The sequence below is a fragment of the Rhodococcus sp. SG20037 genome (genome assembly GCF_031763325.1).
Lineage (GTDB): Bacteria > Actinomycetota > Actinomycetes > Mycobacteriales > Mycobacteriaceae > Rhodococcus_F > Rhodococcus_F qingshengii.
In genome coordinates this window covers 5,644,829-5,665,366 of the sequence record NZ_CP134497.1, presented here as the reverse complement: position 1 = coordinate 5,665,366, position 20,538 = coordinate 5,644,829, and the positions used below count along the sequence as shown (strand labels likewise).

Here is a 20,538-nt window from a genome sequence, read left to right as displayed (position 1 = left end):
GATGGGCGGCTGAGCTGTTCGGCCGCCACCGAGGTCAGCGTATTCCGTCGCGACGGAGTGCGACGGACACTGCGGCAGAGCGGGTATCGACACCGAGTTTGGCGTAGATGTGCCCGAGGTGTGTTTTCACCGTCGCTTCGCTGATGAAGAGTGCCTTACCCAGCTCGCGGTTGGTCATCCCCTCGGCGAGCAGGCTGAGCAGTTCGGACTCACGGGCGGTGAGCGCTTCCTGCGGGCGCTGCATCTGCTGGACAAGACGAGAGGCCACAGTGGGAGAGAGAACGCTGCGCCCGGCTACCGCGCCGCGCACCGCGCCGAAGATCTCGTCGGGCGTTGAGTCCTTGAGTAGGTAACCGATGGCACCGGCGTCCACGGCCCGCACGACGTCGGCGTCGGTGTCGTACGTCGTGAAAACCAGTACGGGAACATCGACACCGTCGCTTCGCAGGCGTTTGATCGCTTCTGCACCGTGTATGCCGGTGCCCATGTCCAGATCCATCATCACCAGATCCGGTGAGGCCGACGGTATCGCCGTGGCCGCCTCCTCGCCGGACGATGCTTCGCCGACTACTTCGACGTCCGGCTGAGTGTTCAGCAGCGCTCTCAGCCCGGCTCGCACGACCAGATGATCGTCGACGAGGAACACCCGAATGGTGGTGGTCACCGGATCCTCCGTTCGAGAGGGAACTGGGCCGCGACGACGGTGCCGTCTCCCGGTGCACTTTCCACGGTGAACGATCCGCCGAGCTGTGCGACGCGGCTTCGCATCGCACGCAGGCCGTATCCACCGTACCGAGAATGGTCGGCGAGCTTTCCCGGATCGAAGCCGACGCCGTCGTCGAAGATGTCTACGGAGACGGAGTGGTCGAGATACGTGATCGTCACGCCCGCCGTTTCGGCGCGAGCGTGGCGGGCGATGTTGGAGGACGCGCTCGAGACCACTCGCACGATGGCATGAGCTACGTCCGAGGGCAAGATGACGGCTTCACCGACGGTGCGGATCCGAACGGCCGGGACGAACTGGCGGGCGGCGGCCACGACCAAGGCGTCGAAGTCGCCCGTGCCGCCCTTGGTCGGCGCCAGATCGTGGACGAGGTCGCGACTCTGCATCAAGCTGGTTCGGATGTTCTCTGCTGCGGCATCGACATCGGCTCGAGACGGCGAACCCGTTGTATTCCACGTTTGTTCGGCTGCCTCGAGCCGTAGAAGGGCGCTCGCCAGTCCCTGTGTAACGGTGTCGTGGATTTCGCGCGCGAGGCGCTCTCGCTCAGCGGCAACGCCGGCAGCGCGTTCGGTATCTGCCAGTGCAGATTGCGCTTCCGCAACCTGACGCAGAAGCCGAAGGCGTTCTCGGGCATCTCGTTCCATCTGCCCGTACGCGGCCGCGACCAGTGCCGCGGTGCACAGCGGCCCGAGAAGTGTCACCAATTCGGCACGACCGGTGACCCGGTAGAACGCGATACCGGCGAGGACGCCCAGGATCCCGACGAGGGGGTAGGCGATCTTGCTCGGATACAGACGAATGCAGAGGAAGAGAACGGGAAACGCACACCACGCGAAACTCGGGGCAAGCCAGACCAGCGCTGCCCATGCGCTCAGTACCGGCCACATCCACAGCCGTTGGCGAACCACATCTCGCGAGGACACCGTGGCCATGACGGCGTAGAGCAGGGCGAGGACCACGGCCAGGACGAGTACAACCCCGAACCGACCGCTGGTCCCGTGGACTGTGACGTACCGAACTCCCGATGTAGACAGCAGTACGAAGAACGACGCGTGGATCGCATACGCCAACGGGCCGCGTAGGCCGCGTTCGGCGTCGGCGTTCATGGCTCCGTTACTCATCCCTCGAATGTTACGGAGGGCACCAGGCCGTCGTATCAACCATTCGGATGATATCCGGGTAGCCGTAGGGGGCACGGTTCGTCACCCGAGCGCCCGATGTGCGCACCCGCCCCCGGACGCGACGCTGTAGTGGACGGTTTCGAACCATTCGATTGAAAGTGTGCCCGACATGAACCACCGCATTTACACACGACTTCCCCGTACGCTCGCTGTCGCCGTTCCGGTTGTCGCAATCCTTGCCAGCGCCGCATGCTCGACCACCGACACACCGGTGGCGAACGCATCGAGCACGACGTCGATTACTGCCACGCAGCAGCCTGCCGCGACCGGTGATTCGGCGATTGTCACCCAGAATCGACTCAGCGCCGACGCAGCGGTGAAGGCTGCTGGTGCGGCCCTGGCGAAATGCCGCGCCGACGGTCTCGGCTTCGTCACCGTCTCCGTCGTCGACCGTGCCGGAAACGTCATCGCCATGGTGCGCGGCGACAACGCAGCCCAGCACACGGTGGAGGCCTCACGTGAGAAGGCGTACACCTCTGCAGCTTTCGGAGCCGACACCAGTGACCTCTCGCAGCGTACCAAAGGCGAAGGATCAACCATCGCCGACCTTCCCGGCACTCTCTTCCTTGCAGGTGGAGTCACATTGAAGGCTGGAGCCGGGTCGATCGCCGGTATCGGTGTCGGTGGCGCTCCAGACGGAATGCAGGACCAAGCGTGTGCTGCCGCAGGTCGTGATGCGATCGCTTCGTCACTCGGCTGAGTGAGCGCATTCAGGGTGCTTCGTGAATTGTGCTTTTCGCCACCTGGATTCGCTCGGCACGACAGTTGTCCGATTGTTGCGATGACCTCGACTTTGTAACACCGGGGCCCCCGGAAAGGGACAAACACGTCGACAGTGGAACCGACGATGCACTTACCGAAGCGAGTTTCTTGATGCGCAGTTTCGGGGAAAGACACAACCTTGCAGAGAATCAGATTCACGTTGCCCGAACGCAATACACGGCGGGTGCGGGTGCTCGTAGCGGCGTTGTTGTCGATATTCCTGCTCGGCGGTATGTTCGGTCCGACCGCCGCGGGTGCTACTCCGGCGCGCTCGGCGCCATGGGGTGGGTACGACGAGTTGTGGGTCCCGTCTTCGATGGGAAACATCAAGGTTCAGGTGCAGTGGGCCGCGCGCGGTGGCAACGCCGCGTTGTACCTGCTCGACGGTCTTCGCGCGCAAAACGACAGAAATGCTTGGAGTTTCGAAACGAACGCACTCGATCAGTACCGCAATGACAACATCACGTTGGTGATGCCGGTCGGCGGTGAGTCGAGTTTCTACACGGATTGGTACGCGCCGTCCAATTTCAACGCTCAGCCGATAACGTACAGGTGGGAAACGTTCCTCACCCGCGAGCTTCCGGACTTCCTTGCAGGGTATGGCGTTTCACCAATCAACAATGCGATCATCGGGTTGTCGATGGGCGGCAGTGCCGCGTTGAACCTGGCGGGGCATCATCGGGATCAGTTCAAGTTCGCCGGCTCGCTGTCCGGCTACATCAATATCTCGGGTCCGGGTATGCGTGAAGCGATCCGCGTGGCCATGTTCGACGCCGGCCGGTACAACGTCGATTCGATGTGGGGCCCGCCGTGGTCATCCGGATGGCTTCGCAACGACCCGTTCGTCAACGCGGAATCGCTTCGCGGACTGTCGATGTACATTTCGTCGTCCAACGGCATCCCGGGACCGTACGATCATCCCTCTGCGCCGATCGATTACTTCCACACGGCGACGGGTATGGGGCTCGAGGCGCTCTCGTGGGTGCACGCGCGTGCATTCGAAATTCGCCTGAAATCCTTGGGAATCCCAGCGACGTACAGCTTTCCGCCCGCCGGAATTCACTCGTGGCCGTATTGGTCTGCTGAATTGTGGATGGCCAGAGGACAAATCCTCGACACCATGAACGCCTGGTGAAGCTGTAGTGAGGATCTCTCCGGACTTGCTCTCGATCGAAAGTCCGGAGAGAACTCGCTCAGAAGGCGATGATTCCACGGAGGTTGCGACCGGCATGCATGTCGGCGAAACCGTCGTTGATCTGGTCGAGGGTGTACCGGTTGGTGATCAGTCCTTCGAGTTCGAGCTTGCCGCTGGTGTAGAGATCGATCATCCAGGGAATGTCGGCGGTGGGATTGGATGCACCGAACAGGGATCCCTGAATTCTCTTCTGGTACAGCGTGAGTTCCATCAGGCTCACGGGAATTCCGACGTCCGTCATCTTCCCGAGGCCGGTGACCACGCAGGTTCCTGCCTTGCGGATCGACGAGAATGCCTGCGCGACATGTTCTCCGGTGGTCACGCCGACGGTGACGATGGCCGAATCCGCGCCCTGGCCGTTGGTGAACGAGCGCGCTATGTCGGTGGCTTCCTCCATGGTGGCCACGGCGTGGGTGGCGCCCAACTTCAATGCACTGTCGCGCTTGAACGCAACCGGATCCACCGCGATCACGTGGGCGGCGCCGGCATGCGAGGCGCCCTGCACCGCGTTGATTCCGATTCCGCCGACGCCCATGACGATGACAGTCTGCCCGGGATACACCTGAGCGGAGTTGACCGCGGCGCCCCAACCGGTTCCGACGCCGCAGCCGAGCAGACACAAAGCGTCGAGTGGCAGGTGCTTGTCGACTTTCACAGCCGAGAGAGTGCTGACCGTGGTGTATTCACTGAAGGTGGACAGGCCGCAGGTTTGTGCGACGGGCTGACCGTCGAGAGACATTCTGTAACTCGAGGTTTCGCCGGGTCTGCTGCCGGTCATGATGGCGGCGCCGTTGTCGCAGAGGTTCTGGATTCCGCTTGCACACCAACGGCAACGGCCGCAGGCGGCGAGGAACGAGAACACGACATGATCGCCCTCGGACCATCCTTCCGTGTTCGGCCCGACCTCGACGACGATTCCGGCGCCTTCGTGTCCGCCGCAGATGGGGTAGCGGCCGACTCCGTGGTCGCCGCTGGCGATGTGATCGTCCGAGTGGCACAGGCCTGAGGCGACCATTTTGACAGTGAGTTCGCCGCTGCGGGGTGAATCGAGTTCGAGATCGACCACCTCGTATGTGCCTGGTGCTTGGCGAATGACGGCTCCACGAGTGCGCAAGGTATCTCCTGAGGTAAGAGTTGTTCTTCGGCTTCCTCAGTTGTCTACTCGAGAGTTCAGGACGGGCTCGAGGCCTATCTCACTGATCGGACGTTTCGTATCTTTCAGACTCGTCCGGGGTGCGTCCCAAGATGGCGAGTTGCAGTTCGGTGAGCAGTCGCGTATCCGGCTCGTCCAACGAAATGCCCATGATCTGTTCAGCGCGCCGAATGCGGTAGCGCAGCGTGTTCGGATGTACTTTCAGAGACGAGGCGGCCTTCTTCACATCCCCGAAAGCTGTCAGGTAGGCCGTGAGCGTGAACTGCATGTCAGAGGTGTTCTTGTCGTCGTAGGAGACGAGTCTGTCGATACGAGGGTCCCGCAATCGCTCGTGATCAGCAACGAGGTCGAGTATCTCGCCCAGCAACACCGCGGTGCGTGACGCCGCGAGTGTGGTGACCTTCGAGGTTTCGTGATCATCGGTGGTATCGAGCACGCGGTCCACTTCTCGACGCGCCTCGGGTACGCCGTGCAATCGCGCGATCGGGACCGCGACGGCGGCGCGCACGCTGATGCCCGCACGGGCCTCGACTACTCCCACGGTGTCGTAAGCCCAGTCGCTGATCGCGACCTCGTGTTCGGCCTGAGGAAACAGCACGTAGATCCGGTTGTCGATGATCGTTGTGACCGCGTCGCTGCGGAATGCGCTGGCGCGCAGGCGCAAGGCGTTGGTGATTCGATCGAGATTCGATCCGGGCGCGAGTGATGTCGCAAATCCGATGACCGCAGACGGTCCGTCGGTGTTGATGCCGAAGGAGCCGGCCAGCGAGTGCATGTCGACTCCGCCGGAGCGAACGCCGAACAGCCTTTGCAATTGGGCATTCTCGCGGCTGGAGGCGTCCAAGGTTCGCATGAGAATGCGTGCGGCGACTGCCGCTGCACCCCGCAATACCGCTTGGGCGTCGTCGGAAAGAGGTTCAGAGGCGCGCTGCACCCAGATGCTGCCGAGATTGTGTTGGTGTGCAACAGAACCCGTCGGCGCTGACAGGTCCGGGCGGGTGATGCTCACAGCCAACCTGTGCGCGGCTCCGATGCTCGGCTCGGAGGGCAGACTGATGACCTCGTCCGATCGCCTGAGATGCTCGAACACGCCTCTGCGCTCTATCCATTCGGTGTATTCGATCGGCCACTCCCGGCCCAGTATGGAGAGCTGACGGAGTTCGTCTTCACCTTCGTGAGCAGCTGAATATGCGATGACATGGAGTGCCGTGTCGTCGATCGTCACGAGTCCGCCGGTCAATTCGGCGATCGTCTCCGAGAGCGCGAACAGATCCGAATCGCCACCGGCCACAGCTCCTGAGACGGCCCGCGAACGGTACATGCTCTGTGTCAGAAGTCGTTGTACGAGTGAATAGACGTGTCCGGAACTAGCCTGCGGATGTACCGCGGCCACTGCGATTCCGATGTTGCGTGCGGCGGTGAGAAGCGTTGTCGCCGCGCGCGCATTCTTGACGAGCAAGAGCTTCGGACGACGCCTCGCCGGCCTGCCTTCGAACTTTCGCAGCCACTGCGTCAACGTCGATTCGGGAACTCCCACGGGAAGGTAAATGTCGGAGATCGCACCACGGCTGTCGGTGCCGTCGATATCGGAGGACTCGACGAGGGCGATCGAACGGATTTCGACATCGAGTCCGTCCGGGCTTTCCAGAAGTTCGATCACGGACTTGTCCGTGGAATGCATGAGGGCGCCGAGGGTGGTGCCGACACTCGGCCCGTTATTCCTCGGACCTGTCGACGCTTGCGGGAGGGCTACAGAAAGTGGCTGCACATTTGCTCCTCGGCCAGTGGGTCACTACAGGCTAACCCCGACAGACGAAATGCAGAATAAGGAAATAGGGGACAAATTTATTCGTCGGGCATGGTGATGCCGAGTTCCTGCACCTTTTCGGCGACTGCCTCTGGAAAAACGTTCTTGAACAGATAAAGGTCTTGTCCGATCACCCAACCAGGTGCCAAAGCCGTCGCATATCGTTCGAAGTATCCGAGTTGTTTACCGAAAAGAACCAATTCCTCGGGACTCGCAACACCCCACTGCTTGCCCAACTGAATCAGTGCCATGATCAATTCACTGAGCTTGAGTTCACCCAGGTCACGGCCGAGAATCGGGGCCAGGGCCGTTGCGACCTGCATACCGAGCTGATCGTCGTCGACCTCGTAGTCGGTTGCATATCCCAAGGATCGAATTCCGCGGGCGACACGGGCGAAATCACCGTCGATGAGGGTGGCTCGGAACATGTCGGAAAGGATGGATCTCCAGGTCTCGGGAAGGACGCCGACGATGCCGAAGTCGAGCATCGCTATCCGGCCGTCGTCGAGGACCCACAAATTTCCCGCGTGGACATCTCCGTGGAACGGACCGTGAACGATGACTGATTCGAGCCAGACCTTCACTCCGCGCCGGATCAGCATGCGGGCTTCGTCGATGCCGTCCGGACCGGCGACGAACCGATCCAGTGGAACGCCGCGCATGCGTTCCATACAGATGACGCGGGGACCACAGTAGTCCCAGTACACCTCCGGTGTCGTGACTCCTTTGTTGTCACCGAATGCGCTGATGTTGTTCCGGAAAGTGGTTTGCCGGTCGGCCTCGACCGCGCTGTTCAACTCCGTCATCGTTGCGTTGTGCAGATCGCGAATGATGGCGGTGGCATTGGCAATTCGAAGGAACTCGACAAACTTCTCGAGGATGTTCGCGCCCCAGTACGCCGCCCTCAGGTCGATCAGCATCCGCGCATAGATGTCCGGACGCTGGATCTTGATGACGGCCTCGCGGCCATCGTGCAGAACGCACGCGTGTACCTGCGCTACCGACGCGGCCGCGAGAGGTACGTCGTCGAATTTCGCGAACAGGTCGTCTACGGAGTATCCGAGGTCTTCGTGCACGACACTTCTGGCCTGCTCGGCAGGAAATGACGGAACGTCGTCGAGGCAACGTAGGCATGCATTGGCGACGGGGGCGGGGAACAGGCCTGACGACGACGCGACCAGTTGCCCGAGCTTGACGAAGGTGGGACCCAGCGCGATGAAGCCGTCGACCATCCCGTCGGAAGCGGCGTCAGCCCACGTGCGTCCACGCTTGCGGAAAGGCCACACGATCAGTGCCAGCATGATCGACGTCGACAACACGACGGCGATGATCGCGGAACGCCACAACTGGGCGAGGCCGAAGCGTTCGAGGTCCGGCATGCGGACTTCGAGGGCAGTGGCGGGCACTCCTGACGAGTACGGCCCGACAGGTCGCGTTGGATCCAGCACAGCTCTCCCTCGTTCAACGAGCGCATCCAGCATTTTGCCGTGAGATCACTTACGCGACCCCTTCCGTTAGTCAGTATGCCAAGTCACACATAACTGCCGGAACCGCCTACGCGTTCAGCCTACGATCGGTGAATGCGTGAGCACTTGATCCCGATCGGCGAGGTTGCAAAATCGTTCGGAATTGCGGCGTCGACCTTGCGTTATTACGAGGACGAAGGACTGCTGTCCGCGCGGTCGCGAACTGGCGGTAAACGCTGGTACGGGCAGCGTGAGCTGCGCCGGCTGGCATTGATCCGGATGTACACCGAGACGGGAATGTCCTTGGAACAGGTGCGGTCCTTCATCGAAACCGACACCACGTCCGACCAGTTCTCGACGGTTCTCGCAGATCAAGTGTCGACACTCGAGGCACAGATCGCCGCTGCTACGCGAGCGAAGCTGATCCTCGAGCATCACCTGACGTGTCGGCAAGAGCGTCCGATGCAGTGCCCGTGGTTGCTCGAGCAGCTCGACATTCGTGTCGAAGCGGCGCTTGACTTCAAGTTCACTTGAACCTTCATAGTTAGGGTGCACTTACCGCCCTACCCGGAGGTTGACCATGTCGGCACGACGATGGCTGCTGCTCATCGCCGCATGCATCGGAACTTTCCTGTTACTGACGTACGCCACGATCACAACGATCGCGGTGCCGGCCATCGCAGTCGGTTTGGACGGCAGTACGGGCGCGATGTCATGGGTCGTCGACGCCTACACGCTGGCTCTTGCCGCGCTTCTTGTGGGCATGGGCGCACTCGGCGATGCGTGGGGACGCAAACGCCTCTACATCTGTGGACTGGTCGTGTTCCTGGTTGCAACGGCCGTGTGCGCGATTGCTCCGGACATCACGGTTCTGGTCGTTGCTCGCGGCGCGCAAGGAATTGCCGGTGCGGCGATGTTCGCGACACTCCTGCCTCTGCTTGGCGACGCTTATTCGGGCCGCGATCGGCACGTGGCTTTTGCCGCGTGGGGTGCCGTCGCTGGATTGGCGGCGGGAATCGGCAACGTTGCAGGAGGGCTGCTGACGCAGTTCTTCGACTGGCGTGCGGTCTTCTATTTCGGAATCCCCGTGGCCGCAGTGGCGCTCGCAATGGCTGTGTTCTGTTTCGCCGACAGTGAGCGCGGCGACGACAACATCGACTGGGCCGGAATCGTTTTGTTCACCCTCGCTGCCGTTGCCGCGGTTCTCGGCGTGACGTGGGGCGGCGACATCGGGTGGGCTTCGTCGTCGACAGCTCTTGCCTTCCTGATCGCAATCGGTGCGCTGACGGCGTTTGTGTGCTGGCAGCGTCGAGGCAGCAGTCCGATGCTCGATCCGGCATTGTTCCGATCCCTGAAATTCGACGGCGTCCTCGTCGCTGCTTTCGGGTACAATCTCGCGGCCTACGGCCCGCTCGTAGTCCTTTCACTGTGGCTGCAGAACGGGCTGGAACTGTCGGCATCGGCGGCCGCACTCGTGCTCTCGATTCAACCGCTCGCTTTTGTCTTCGTATCGGCCTTGTGTGGATCACGGCTTCAGCGCGTCGACCTTCGACTGTCGCTCGGATTCGGGACGATCCTTTGCGGAATCGGTTGCGTGGCCATGCTGTACGTTCTCGCCGAGCCGGTCTGGCCCGCACTGATCGCCGGGCTGATTCTGACCGGTGTCGGTTCGGCGATGGTGTCGCCGGTGCTGCCGGGTGCCGCGATGTCGGACGCCCCGGCAGAGCGCGCCGGGACGGCTTCGGCAACAGCCAACTCGTCGCGTCAATTCGGGCTTGCCGTCGGAATTGCGTTGTGCGGCTCGCTCTTCGTCGGTCCGGACGAGTTCGCCTTGCTGTGGCCGTTGGTCTTCTGTGCCGGCGTCGGAATGCTCACGGGTTTGGTGTCGATCCTTCTCTTTTCTCGTTCGTCAACTCCTGAAACAGTTCAACCAATCGCCGAAAGGGCACACACATGACCACGCTGTTCACTCCACGACCGCACCGGCGTATCGAGATGGACTGGAATCGCCGCAGGTTCCTCGGCGCTGCAGCAGGATTGGCTGCTGCGCTGGCAGCGGCCGGTTGCTCGCGTTCGGACGCAGACGCCGGGGGCGAAGGCGACGCAGGCTGGTCCTTCACCGATGATCGCGACAATCTGATCGAATTGGATTCACCACCAAGGACATTTGTCACCTACACCGGTATCGCGGGTGCTCTGTGGGATTACGGACTGGTGCCTGTCGGAGTTTTCGGGGCACTGACACGATCGCCGGGATCAACGGACACCAGCATCTCCGGCAATTTGGATTTCGCGAAGACCGACATGGTCGGGCAGCTCTGGGGACAAGTGGAACTCGAGAAGATCGCTTCGCTGGAGCCGGACGTCGTCATAGTCCCTCAGCTGCGTGGTTCGGCACTACTCGACGAGGCGAACTTGGATGCGGTGAAAGGCTTGTCGACAGTACTGTTCGTGGAAACGGCAGCAGGAACCATCGACCGAACCGTGCAAGAGATCGTGGAACTCGCCGTGGAACTCGGGGCGGACCAGGATATGGAGGCTCAGCGAAAAGACTACGACGCTGCGCGTGCACGGATCTCCGAAGTTGCTTCTTCGCTGAATAATTCACAGGTTTTGTTCGCGTCCGCAGATCCGGACACGATTCGTGTCAGTCGTTCGGGATTCCCGATCCTTGCAGATCTGGCGGGATTGGGCCTTGCCGTCGTCGATCCGGCCGCGGGATCGTCGGTCTACGTCGAGAAACTGGCTTGGGAGATGGCGGACCACTATCCGGCCGACATGATCTTCCTCGACGATCGCCCGTCCAGTTTGCAACTGGATACGCTCGGAACCAATCCTGCGTGGTCCAACTTGCCCGCGGTGAAGGCGGGGAAGATCGGGACCTGGAATCCGGAACCCGTGCTCAGTTATGCCGGGATCGCCCGTACGTACAACGATCTGGCTGACCAGCTGCTGGCATTCTCACATTCCTGACCGCCGCGTCGTCTACGACGTATGGACCTCTTCACCGCTCTGTCTGCTCGTGTTGAATCCCTCGATTGGCCTGCGCTGATCGAGGGAATCGACTCCAGTGGGTGTGCCCAGACGACGCCGATACTCGACGAGTCGGAATGTCGCGAAATTGCTTCCTGGTACTCGGAGGTCGACCGGTTCCGGAGCACCGTCGACATGGCTCGATACCGTTTCGGCCAAGGGGAGTACCGGTACTTCGGTGATCCCGTACCGGAGCCGATCACGGCTATGCGATCCGCCTTCTACCGACACCTCCTGCCCGTGGCGCGGGAGTGGGCGTTCAAGCTGGGCGAGGGTGCACCGTGGCCGGATTCTTTCGAAGAATGGATCGATCAGTGTCACGACGCCGGTCAGAATCGCCCTACCCCGATCCTTCTGTCCTACGGACCTGGTGACTGGAATGCATTGCATCGGGACTTGTACGGAGAGTTGGTGTTTCCCTTGCAAGTCGTGATCGGGCTCGACAGACCTCGCATCGACCACGTCGGCGGCGAGTTCTTGCTCGTGGAACAGCGGCCGCGCGCCCAGTCGAAAGGGACGGTGACAGTTCTCGGGCAAGGTCACGCTTTGATCTTCACCACGCGGGATCGACCGGTGCAGAGTTCTCGTGGGTGGTCGAGAGCCCCTGTGCGACATGGTGTCAGCGTGGTGCACTCGGGTACGCGTAGAACATTGGGATTGGTGCTTCACGATGCCGAGTAAGACGTACATTCTCCGCGACGCTCGCAACAAACCCTACGAGAGTTCGACGCCCGGTGTGCTTGGCGGGCACCGGAAAACGAAGATCTACGGGCGACTCGACTGTCGAGGGGCCGCGCAGGCAATCGCGCGTGGCGGGTATGTCGCCAGTCGGGTGTTCTTCGCGGACGAGCCGACCGCGATTGCGGCCGGTTATCGCCCCTGTGCCGTCTGCATGCCCGAAGGTTACGCAGCCTGGAAGGCAGTTGCTACGCGCCGAAGCGGTCGCGGTACTCCTTCGGAATGAGCGGCTTGTCGCCGCGGACCTTCAGCTGCTGGACAGCCCAGGTATTGCCGTCCGGGTCGGCGAATCCGAAGAAGGTGCCCCCGTCACGCTCGTCGAAGACGGTGACCTCACTGGCATCGACGCCGCGGTCGATGAGCTCCTGGCGAGCCGCTGCAGCGTCGGCCACGACCAACTGCAATCCCTTCAACGAACCAGGGGCCATCTCGGTTTGCGACGGCAGGTTGCCGATGACGATCGAGCAGCCCGAACCACGCGGAGTGAGCTGGGCGACCGTCATGTGTTCGTTGACGGTGTGGTGGTCGAGATCGAAACCGACCTTGTCACGGTAGAACTCGATGGAACGGTCGAGGTCACTGACGGGAACGATGACTACTTCGAGGGTCCAGTCCATGAAACTGCCTTTCGCTGAGGAGGTTCGGGCAAACAGGTAGTCAGAGTTGCGCGACGATCTTGTCCAGGCGTTCGTAACCTTCGGTGACGCCGAGCTCCATATTGCTCTCGATCATTCCGTCTCGCGCTTCGAGGCTCGGATATACGGAATGGCCGGAGAGGCGGGTGCGTCCGTTGCCCAGATCCTCGAACGTGATCGATTCGATGCTGACGACGTCGGGAAATCCCTCGTATTCGAAGGTCTGGATGGCAAAGTCGTTCTCGCGAACAACGTGAAATACACCGTTGAACCGGAACTCTTCGCCCTCGGGGTTGCGATGGACGTACTTGTATCGACCGCCGCTCACGAACTCGTATTCGTCGATCTCCATCTCGTATCCGTTGGGGCCGAGCCACTGCTTGACCAGATCGGGATTCGAATGAGCTGCGAAGACGGCACTGACGGGTGCGTCGAATTCGCGGGTGATGTCGATGTACGGCACGCCCTCAGGAGCCGTGATGGTGACGGGATTGGTGGTAGCCATGGCTAAGTCTCCTTCTGTGTGGTGCTGAGTAGGTGATCGAGCTTGCGGAACTGTTGTTCGTGGATCAGTCGATAGCGGTCGATCCAGGCGGTCAACGCCTCGAGAGTTGCGGCGTTGAGATGTACCGGCCGCCTCTGGGCTTCGCGGCTGCGAGTGACCAAACCCGCGGCTTCGAGTACCTGAATATGTTTGGAGATGGCCTGTTTCGTGATCTCGAACGGCTCGGCCAACTCGTTGACCGTTTGGGGGCCGGTGCTCAGGCGGGCGATGATCCGCCGTCGTACCGGGTCGGCAAGCGCCATGAACGCTTTGTCGAGACGCTCGTCCGCCCCTGGATCCACGATCACTTGTCAACCATCTCCTTTATCAACCAATCTGTTGATTACGATACGAGCCCATGCCGAGGGTGTCAATGCTTCGAAACCGATTAGCGTGGAAACCATGAACGCTCTGATTCCTCGGCCACGATTGGAAGTGGCGCCGGGGGCGATCCTCGTTCCGGATTGGCTCAGCGTCGAACAGCAACGCTTCTTGGTGGCCGAGTGCCGACGGTGGGCGACCGCACCCGTACCGATGCGCTCCGCTGTTGTCCCTGGTGGGCACAAGATGTCGGTGCAAACAGTCTGTCTCGGTTGGCATTGGCAGCCGTACAAGTACACGCGCATCGCCGACGACGTGAACGGTGCGCCTGTCGCAGCGGTGCCTGACTGGCTCGTCGATCTCGGCCGGGCCGCAGTTGCCGCTGCCTATGATGATCCGACTGCGGGGGAGCGGTACACGCCGGACACCGCGCTGATCAATTTCTACGACGAGGGCGCTCGGATGGGAATGCACCAGGACAAGGACGAGCGCTGCGACGCTCCCGTCGTCTCACTGAGTGTCGGGCAGAGTTGTGTCTTTCGATTCGGGAATTCCGAGAACCGGAACAAGCCGTACACCGATGTCGAACTCCATTCGGGTGATCTCTTCGTCTTCGGTGGAGAGTCTCGGTTCGCATATCACGGAGTGCCGAAAGTTATTGCGGGAAGTGCAAGTCCCGACATAGGTCTGCCGTCCGGACGGTTGAACATCACGCTGCGCGATACCGGGATGTCCTGAGTTTCAGGTTGATTTCGGCCTCGCGAATGGGAGGATCGGTGGGCAGCGCTCGGAGAAGAAACGGGCATTCAATTTATCGACATCCCAGGTCATTCTGAAATAGTCACCAACTGTGGTCATTAGTTAAGGCATCAACCTTCGTTGAATCCGTCCAATTGGTCTCGTTTCATGTCAAGATCAACCGACGACGTTTCAGGCTGAACGAGATGGAGATTCGATGCATTCGATCACACGAGCGGCCCTTATCGGTGCTGCAGCTCTTCCGTTGGCAATGGCTGCTCCCTCGCTGGCCTCAGCTTCCACAGCTGCCGACGTCACCTTCGCTTACAGTGCTTCCGGCTCGACCGTGAGCAACACCATCACCAACAATTCGGGTGGAGCTCTGCAATGCAGCACCTCGCTCGCGAACGCGCCCGGCGGAGTGCTGCCACCGATCGAAGTGACGATCGGTCCGGGACAGACGATCTACGAGAGCGGCGTGATCCCCACCGGCACAACAGTTCAGACGATAAACGATATCCCGGACGGCTCCTACGTCGTCCTGGCATCCTGCGGCAGCGTCGATGAACCGACGAGTATGTGGGTATCGGACTATCCAGGACTCGAGCCCTACCTGGCGATGTTCCCGTACACCACATACGCGGTGCAACAGGCATCCTGGGTGGTCTCACTGCCCAGCGCTGGTGCGCCCACATCAACCCCTGGCATGAACTTCGGGAGCTGACACCGGTAGTGGAACTGTGGATCGCCATCTGCCCGAGAGAATCGGTGTCGGGCGCGATCACTGCCGTCTTTGTGTAGCTGTGGTTTTCGTCGATCAGAGCTCTCTGTTTGCCTGTAGTGACTGCGAAATAGGTCGTATTGATTGCTGAGGCTGAACAATAGAGAGGGCTGAAAAAGTTGGGAGACAGGTGTTTTGGCAGGAGTGATCCGTGTGCCATCAGTACAGTCTCGACCGGAACCAGTGATCGAGGCTGATCATGTCGATCTGGTGCATGTCGAGACTCAGCTGGGCAGCAGCTTTCACCGCGTCGGCGCGGGGGATAGAGTTCTGGGGCAGAGTCCAGTTGGTCTCCCGTGCATGTTGCTCGAGAAGGTCGATGACTGTCCGCGGGACAGGCTCGTTGACGTGAAGTGTTGAGCCGTAGCGAAATTGCTGTTCTATCGACAACTCGTAGATGGATCGGGCGAGTAGGTCTACGTCGACTACCGACAGGACAGCGCTACCGCCGTCGATGATCGAGTCGAGGCGAGAGACAATTCGCGTCAGTGTCGGAAGAAACCATCTGTCGCCGGGTCCGTACACGAGATGCGGCCGGACGACCAGGCCTCCGGCGTCGCGCACGAACTTCTCGGCGAGAGCGCGCGTGCGACTGGCAGGTGAGAAGGGGCTGAGAGGTGCGCCGTTGACCGGCAAGTCTCGAAACGGTCCCGGCCCGTACACGGCCGCGGTACTGACGTAGAGCAAGCGTTCGACGCCGACGTCGGCGGCCATCGACGCAACGTTCTGTACGCCGTGTTGGTTGACGTGAACGCACTGTTGTTCGTCGTCGCCCACGTACGACACGCAACAGATGACGGTCGACGCCTGACTCATTGCAAGTCGTAGAGAAGCACTTTCGTTGATGTCGCCGATCACGGTGGCGATTCCTTCACGGCCGAACTGTTTGGCTGCGGTGGCCGTGCGAACGAAACCGATTGCAGCGTTTCCGTCGCGGGAAACCAGCTGTTTCATCACTGCGGAGCCGATGAAACCAGTGGCCCCGAGTACCAGAGTCGTCACGGTGTGTCCGTGTCGAGAGCGTTGCTGCGGGCTCTTTCGACGTATCGTTGAGATTCATTCCGTCGGCAACGAGAGCTGGGTAGATCATGCAGGAGCGTGCTGTCCTGACGCGCCAGGCCGTCATTTTGGGTGCTGCGAAGAGCTTCGAGAAGTTCGGGTACTCCGCCAGTTTGGGCACGATCTTGCAGCACGGGGGTGTGTCGAAGGGGGCGATGTATTTTCATTTCGCGTCCAAGGAGGAGCTTGCGCACGCGGTCATCGCAGCGCAGCACGGTATGGCGATGGAGGGTACCCGGCGGGTTGCTGCGCACTCCGACATCGCGGTCGAAACCCTGGTGCTCGTTTCGCAGGAGATGGCTCGGCAGCTTGTGACCGAGCCCATCGCGCGAGGTGGCATGCGGTTGACGATGGAGATCGGCAGTATTCAAGGCCCCATCGAACAGCCGTACCTCGATTGGATCGAGGCTATCAAGCAGGTGGCAACCCAAGCGGCCGAAGCCGGCGATATCGTCCCGGGCACCGATATCGACGCGTTGGCTCGATTTGTGGTGGGGTCGTTCACCGGAGTGCAGATTCTCTCGGAAATGCTGACGGGCAGAACCGATCTGTACGAGCGGTTGAGTCAGATGTGGAACCTGGTGCTGCCAACGATCGTCCGCGAGGACAAGTTGGCGCACGTCATGCAACTGGCGGCGCTTGCACCGAGAGAGTGGGAAGCACCGAGCGCTTGACGTGGAAGACGCGACGAGAAGAACGTGTTCGTTCCCTCTCATGATTGGTCCGCAACTGTAATTTCGAGTTCCGCGGTGGTTTCCAGTTCTTGAGTGAACCGAACTCGGTGCACATGGCCCGACGCGTCAAGGGGGATCATTGACACCTCGCACGGCGTTTCCCATTCAGTGAACCTCGGAAAGACCGCCGAGAGTGAGGCGATCTTTGTTGCTGGGTTGCCGATGTGAAATCGGAGCGCTTGTCGGGCGGCCTCGAAAAGAATCATTCCTGGGATGTGGTCGACGGGGTGATCGAAAAGGGAGTGGTTGCGCGGATCGGGAGCGCAGAACATCGCGTGCCGAGCAGGATCAGTGCTGATGAGCACATCTCCATCGGTTAGGCGTCCGACTCGCTCCGATCCGACCACCGCGGCTCCGGAAGGAAGGATGCGTCGGCTCGGGCGGTGGTCTTCTCGTCCTTGCCGAATTCGACGGTATCCCTCGGGGCTGACTCCTCGCGCAACAGCGTTGCATCTGGCGACGTGCCGGTTGCCCTCGCTGAGGATCCCCGATACTTCGACCCCCGAAACCGCTCCGTCGCGATGAGTGAGGTTGTCCACTGTCATCGAGAAACTCAACGGCTCCGCGACTGATTGCACGTCGAGCGCGTCCAGCATCTCGAAGCTGAACGTTTCCATGAGGAACTTGTAGTGCAGTGGAATCTCGTATCGGGTGTGGCACAGAAGCACCACTGCCTGTCGAAATGCTTCTGCCACCCCGAGCGGATCGTGTTGCTCGCTCGATACGTCGAATATCCGGTGCGAGACCGGGAGTTGCACAGCAACCTGGTACGCCGAGTCCGATTCGATCCGGTAGTCCGTCAAGAAAACCTCGGCAACAGCATGTCTGTGGACGAGATGCCGCGGCACTGTGCGTGTGTATTCCATTGATTGAATGCACCTTTCGATGTTCACTCGTGTCTTCGGTGTCGTGTAGGACCTAATATTCGACGTCCGGGCGCGTCATCGAATCGTCAAAATTGACGATCTTTTCGAAGGTCGAGTTCGATCAGGGGCGGCACCCCATCTCGGCGAGTGTGTCTGGGGCACTTCCTGCTAGAAGCGTCCGATCCGAAGTTCCAGTGGGTGTCTGCGTGCGTCGTGACCAGAGCGGCGGAGCATCGCGCATGCCTCCAGCTGGGAATGCACCCCCAGTTTTTGCAGGATGCTTCGGATGTGGGCGCGAACCGTGGTCGGTGCGATGTGGGCGGTTCGAGCAATCGAGTCGACATTCGAGCCTCCGTAGAGAAGGCCCACGATCTCGAACTCGCGATCGGTGAGACTGCTGATTCGTGCGAATTCTTCGGTGCGCAACCGGATGCGTTGTACGAGCGAGGACTTGTCGTGTGCAGACCGAGCGGAGTTGGGGTTGATCGCGGCCTGCAGCTCATCGAGCAGGGATGCGAATGGCAGTTGAGAGTTGAGCACGGCGTGGGCGCCCGCTGCGAGCCCCCGAATCATGGAGTTGCCGCTACTGAGATCGCCGACCAGGACCGATCCCTCGAGCGCGGAGAGCTCCTTCACCTGCCAATCGACGCCCCCGAGTGGTAGGAGAACGAGCGCTCTACCGTGATCGCTGGTGTGATGCCTTAACAGGCTCATGTCTGCGGTTTGTGGCTCGGAATAAGCCCTGGCGCTGATTCCGGCAGCGATTGCATTGGCGAACTCTCGATCGCTATGAGTGGTGTACAGGGTGACTGTGCTGGAGAGTGTCATAGCGACTACATCTCCGGTGGAGGTCCACTCGAGATATTGTCAAGACCTGTGGATGAGGGTGTTTCAGGCGACCTCCGTTTCGCTTGATTCGTCGGGCTCAGCGGGTGAGATGTCGATGGGTCGTTCGAGCAGCTTGCCTTTGTGGAACACCGCGCCGGCACGGACCAGCGCGACCAGATGGGGGGCGTTGACCGCCCGCCAGCGGGCTTGTGCGGCGTCGATCAGCTTGTAGGCCATGGCAATCCCCGCTGCGCGTGACCCAGGGCCCTTGGTGACCTTGGTTCGCAACCGCACGGTCGCAAACGTCGATTCGATCGGATTCGTAGTGCGCAAGTGGATCCAGTGCTCGGCCGGGTACCGGTAGAACTCCAGGAGCACGTCGGCGTCGTCGACGATCTTGGCGACCGCCTTGGGGTACTTCGCGCCGTAATCTACCTCGAAGGCCTTGATCGCGACCTGGGCCTTGTCGATGTCCTCGGCGTTGTAGATTTCCCGCATCGCCGCGGTCGCACCTGGATGAGCCGACTTGGGCAGCGCAGCAAGCACATTGGCCTGCTTGTGAAACCAGCAGCGCTGTTCACGGGTATCCGGAAACACCTCCCGCAGTGCCTTCCAGAACCCCAGCGCCCCATCACCGACGGCCAGCACCGGGGCGGTCATCCCGCGGCGTCGGCATGAGCGCAGCAGATCAGCCCACGACTCTGTGGACTCCCGGAACCCATCGGTGAGCGCGACGAGCTCCTTGCGGCCGTCGGCGCGGACGCCGATCATCACGAGCAAGCACAGCTTCTCCTGCTCCAGGCGGACCTTGAGATGGATGCCGTCGACCCATAGGTACACGAAATCGGTGCCCGAGAGATCCCGGTCGGCGAAGGCCTTCGCCTCGTCCTGCCATTGCGCGGTCAGCCGGGTGATCGTCGAGGCCGACAGCCCGGCACCAGTGCCGAGGAACTGCTCCAACGCCGCACCGAAGTCGCCGCTGGACAGCCCGTGCAGGTACAGCAGCGGCAACACCTCGGTCATCTGCGGGGACTTGCGTGACCACGCCGGCAGGATCGCCGAGGAAAACCGTTGCCGTTCACCGGTCTCGGCGTCGACACGGCGGTCGTTGACCCGCGGTGCGGTCACCGTCACCGCCCCCGCCGCGGTGAGCACGTCACGCTCGTGGTGATAGCCGTTGCGGACCACCAGCCGCCGGCCGTGCTCATCGAGATGCTCGGCGAACTGCTCGATGTATGCGGCGACTTCGGCGGCCAACGCCGCCGCGAGCATCTGCCGGGCACCGTCGCGAACGATCTCGTCAAGCAACGACCGACCAACACCGCTGTCGTCGTTGGAGGATTGCTGATCCTGAACTACCGTGAGCATGGGCGTACCTTCCCGAACCAGCGCGCCAACGCCGGTCCTGATCAGAGCTGATGGAATTTCAGATCATTCCCGGGAAGGTGCGCCCACTCACGCCGCCTCGCCGAGAACCATCCACAGGTTCTGATCATTGCTCGGTCCACTCCGCCCGCTCTCTTCGCTGCGGAACCAAAACCGTTGCTTTCAGCGTGGTTTCGTCAGCAGGTTAGCTATCGCAGTGACCTTTCCGCTGATGCGCACGAAGGTTACGGCGATATCGCAGTTGCCCGTCCTCCCATGGAAACTCGCGCGTTCGACACCTGATCGTGGACCTTCGAATTATGCTAGGGCGCTGAATATTTGGGCGATGAGTATCCCGCGTAGACGGGCCATTAGGCGTTCCGTCGACGACGTGAACGACTCCCCAATGGCTCGAGGCATTCAGGCGTCTCGATCGAGTTTCCGCGAGGCCGGTGCGTCGCGCCTCAATGTTCCGTACGCGGCCGGGTCGAGATATTGACTGTTACCGTCAGTTGCACATACCCTGTTCATTGGCGCTGACCTTAGGGAACCCGGCCTGAACCGGCCGATCGTTCTCGGTCACTGCCGACGCCAGAAGTAGCTTCGCG

General features: G+C 61.1%; 22 protein-coding genes. 10 read left to right on the top strand and 12 right to left on the bottom strand.

The features are described from left to right. Positions 1 to 34 precede the first annotated feature (34 nt). A complete protein-coding gene (locus RHP72_RS26160) occupies positions 35 to 664 on the bottom strand; it encodes a response regulator transcription factor (RefSeq protein ID WP_311094002.1) in 630 nt (209 codons plus the stop codon). Beyond that, positions 661 to 1,830 carry a sensor histidine kinase gene (locus tag RHP72_RS26155; protein WP_311094903.1) on the bottom strand — a complete coding sequence of 390 codons (1,170 nt, stop codon included), beginning with the start codon at positions 1,828 to 1,830 and terminating at the stop codon, positions 661 to 663. Before RHP72_RS26155 ends, RHP72_RS26160 begins: the two co-directional genes overlap by 4 nt. A 184-nt stretch (positions 1,831 to 2,014) precedes the next feature. Between RHP72_RS26155 and RHP72_RS26150 the strand changes: the two genes are divergently transcribed. Together RHP72_RS26150 and RHP72_RS26145 are read left to right on the top strand one after the other, a co-directional pair. Further along, positions 2,015 to 2,605, top strand: a complete 591-nt coding sequence (locus RHP72_RS26150; RefSeq protein ID WP_003940245.1) for a heme-binding protein — start codon at positions 2,015 to 2,017, stop codon at positions 2,603 to 2,605. Between the two features lie 201 nt (positions 2,606 to 2,806). Further along, the gene (locus RHP72_RS26145; RefSeq protein ID WP_397517599.1) at positions 2,807 to 3,802 is read left to right on the top strand and encodes an alpha/beta hydrolase; all 996 of its coding nucleotides are present in this window, start codon (positions 2,807 to 2,809) and stop codon (positions 3,800 to 3,802) included. Between the two features lie 58 nt (positions 3,803 to 3,860). Here RHP72_RS26145 and RHP72_RS26140 read toward each other — a convergent pair whose 3' ends face one another. The 3 genes from RHP72_RS26140 to RHP72_RS26130 form a co-directional block, all read right to left on the bottom strand. Continuing rightward, the gene (locus tag RHP72_RS26140) at positions 3,861 to 4,976 is read right to left on the bottom strand and encodes an NDMA-dependent alcohol dehydrogenase (RefSeq protein WP_054188464.1); all 1,116 of its coding nucleotides are present in this window, start codon (positions 4,974 to 4,976) and stop codon (positions 3,861 to 3,863) included. A 79-nt stretch (positions 4,977 to 5,055) separates the two neighbouring features. Beyond that, positions 5,056 to 6,696: a CdaR family transcriptional regulator gene (locus RHP72_RS26135; RefSeq protein ID WP_047271905.1), complete on the bottom strand. Its 1,641-nt coding sequence runs from the start codon at positions 6,694 to 6,696 to the stop codon at positions 5,056 to 5,058. A gap of 164 nt (positions 6,697 to 6,860) precedes the next feature. After that, positions 6,861 to 8,270, bottom strand: a complete 1,410-nt coding sequence (locus RHP72_RS26130; RefSeq protein WP_030536471.1) for an AarF/ABC1/UbiB kinase family protein — start codon at positions 8,268 to 8,270, stop codon at positions 6,861 to 6,863. Between the two features lie 132 nt (positions 8,271 to 8,402). Between RHP72_RS26130 and RHP72_RS26125 the strand changes: the two genes are divergently transcribed. From RHP72_RS26125 to RHP72_RS26105, 5 genes are read left to right on the top strand one after another with little or no spacing between them, the layout of a single operon-like run. Then, positions 8,403 to 8,822, top strand: a complete 420-nt coding sequence (locus tag RHP72_RS26125) for a MerR family transcriptional regulator (RefSeq protein WP_021345761.1) — start codon at positions 8,403 to 8,405, stop codon at positions 8,820 to 8,822. 46 nt (positions 8,823 to 8,868) lie between these two features. Further along, positions 8,869 to 10,245, top strand: a complete 1,377-nt coding sequence (locus RHP72_RS26120) for an MFS transporter (protein WP_311094001.1) — start codon at positions 8,869 to 8,871, stop codon at positions 10,243 to 10,245. Continuing rightward, the gene (locus RHP72_RS26115; protein ID WP_047271909.1) at positions 10,242 to 11,261 is read left to right on the top strand and encodes an ABC transporter substrate-binding protein; all 1,020 of its coding nucleotides are present in this window, start codon (positions 10,242 to 10,244) and stop codon (positions 11,259 to 11,261) included. Before RHP72_RS26120 ends, RHP72_RS26115 begins: the two co-directional genes overlap by 4 nt. Before the next feature lie 21 nt (positions 11,262 to 11,282). Beyond that, positions 11,283 to 12,002, top strand: coding sequence for a 2OG-Fe(II) oxygenase (locus RHP72_RS26110; RefSeq protein ID WP_007729749.1), 720 nt, complete (start codon positions 11,283 to 11,285; stop codon positions 12,000 to 12,002). Further along, complete coding sequence (locus tag RHP72_RS26105; RefSeq protein WP_007729748.1) at positions 11,992 to 12,285, top strand: Ada metal-binding domain-containing protein; 294 nt, start codon at positions 11,992 to 11,994, stop codon at positions 12,283 to 12,285. Before RHP72_RS26110 ends, RHP72_RS26105 begins: the two co-directional genes overlap by 11 nt. Here RHP72_RS26105 and RHP72_RS26100 read toward each other — a convergent pair. From RHP72_RS26100 to RHP72_RS26090, 3 genes are read right to left on the bottom strand one after another with little or no spacing between them, the layout of a single operon-like run. Continuing rightward, positions 12,248 to 12,676, bottom strand: a complete 429-nt coding sequence (locus RHP72_RS26100) for a VOC family protein (protein WP_003940449.1) — start codon at positions 12,674 to 12,676, stop codon at positions 12,248 to 12,250. The two genes, RHP72_RS26105 and RHP72_RS26100, sit on opposite strands and share 38 nt — an antisense overlap. Before the next feature lie 40 nt (positions 12,677 to 12,716). Continuing rightward, positions 12,717 to 13,199: an SRPBCC family protein gene (locus tag RHP72_RS26095; protein ID WP_003940319.1), complete on the bottom strand. Its 483-nt coding sequence runs from the start codon at positions 13,197 to 13,199 to the stop codon at positions 12,717 to 12,719. Positions 13,200 to 13,201: 2 nt separating this feature from the next. Further along, entirely contained in the window at positions 13,202 to 13,546 is a 345-nt protein-coding gene (locus tag RHP72_RS26090) for a helix-turn-helix transcriptional regulator (RefSeq protein WP_003939956.1), read from the bottom strand. A 94-nt stretch (positions 13,547 to 13,640) separates the two neighbouring features. Between RHP72_RS26090 and RHP72_RS26085 the strand changes: the two genes are divergently transcribed. Together RHP72_RS26085 and RHP72_RS26080 are read left to right on the top strand one after the other, a co-directional pair. Then, positions 13,641 to 14,297 (top strand): alpha-ketoglutarate-dependent dioxygenase AlkB, encoded by a 657-nt coding sequence (locus tag RHP72_RS26085; RefSeq protein ID WP_030536476.1) that lies wholly within the window; start codon positions 13,641 to 13,643, stop codon positions 14,295 to 14,297. 217 nt (positions 14,298 to 14,514) lie between these two features. Beyond that, the gene (locus RHP72_RS26080) at positions 14,515 to 15,021 is read left to right on the top strand and encodes a hypothetical protein (protein WP_003940400.1); all 507 of its coding nucleotides are present in this window, start codon (positions 14,515 to 14,517) and stop codon (positions 15,019 to 15,021) included. A 216-nt stretch (positions 15,022 to 15,237) separates the two neighbouring features. On the opposite strand, the gene RHP72_RS26075 is transcribed toward RHP72_RS26080, so the two are convergent. Then, positions 15,238 to 16,080 carry an NAD(P)-dependent oxidoreductase gene (locus RHP72_RS26075; RefSeq protein WP_030536480.1) on the bottom strand — a complete coding sequence of 281 codons (843 nt, stop codon included), beginning with the start codon at positions 16,078 to 16,080 and terminating at the stop codon, positions 15,238 to 15,240. Positions 16,081 to 16,166: 86 nt separating this feature from the next. Between RHP72_RS26075 and RHP72_RS26070 the strand changes: the two genes are divergently transcribed. Beyond that, positions 16,167 to 16,811: a ScbR family autoregulator-binding transcription factor gene (locus RHP72_RS26070; RefSeq protein ID WP_003940238.1), complete on the top strand. Its 645-nt coding sequence runs from the start codon at positions 16,167 to 16,169 to the stop codon at positions 16,809 to 16,811. Positions 16,812 to 16,849: 38 nt separating this feature from the next. On the opposite strand, the gene RHP72_RS26065 is transcribed toward RHP72_RS26070, so the two are convergent. From RHP72_RS26065 to RHP72_RS26055, 3 genes are all read right to left on the bottom strand, one after another. Further along, positions 16,850 to 17,737, bottom strand: a complete 888-nt coding sequence (locus RHP72_RS26065) for a ScbA/BarX family gamma-butyrolactone biosynthesis protein (protein WP_099697097.1) — start codon at positions 17,735 to 17,737, stop codon at positions 16,850 to 16,852. Between the two features lie 168 nt (positions 17,738 to 17,905). Continuing rightward, on the bottom strand, positions 17,906 to 18,565 hold the full coding sequence (locus RHP72_RS26060) for a LuxR C-terminal-related transcriptional regulator (RefSeq protein WP_003939969.1): 660 nt from the start codon (positions 18,563 to 18,565) through the stop codon (positions 17,906 to 17,908). A 63-nt stretch (positions 18,566 to 18,628) separates the two neighbouring features. Then, entirely contained in the window at positions 18,629 to 19,933 is a 1,305-nt protein-coding gene (locus RHP72_RS26055) for an IS256-like element ISRer3 family transposase (RefSeq protein ID WP_042927240.1), read from the bottom strand. Between the last annotated feature and the right edge of the window lie 605 nt (positions 19,934 to 20,538).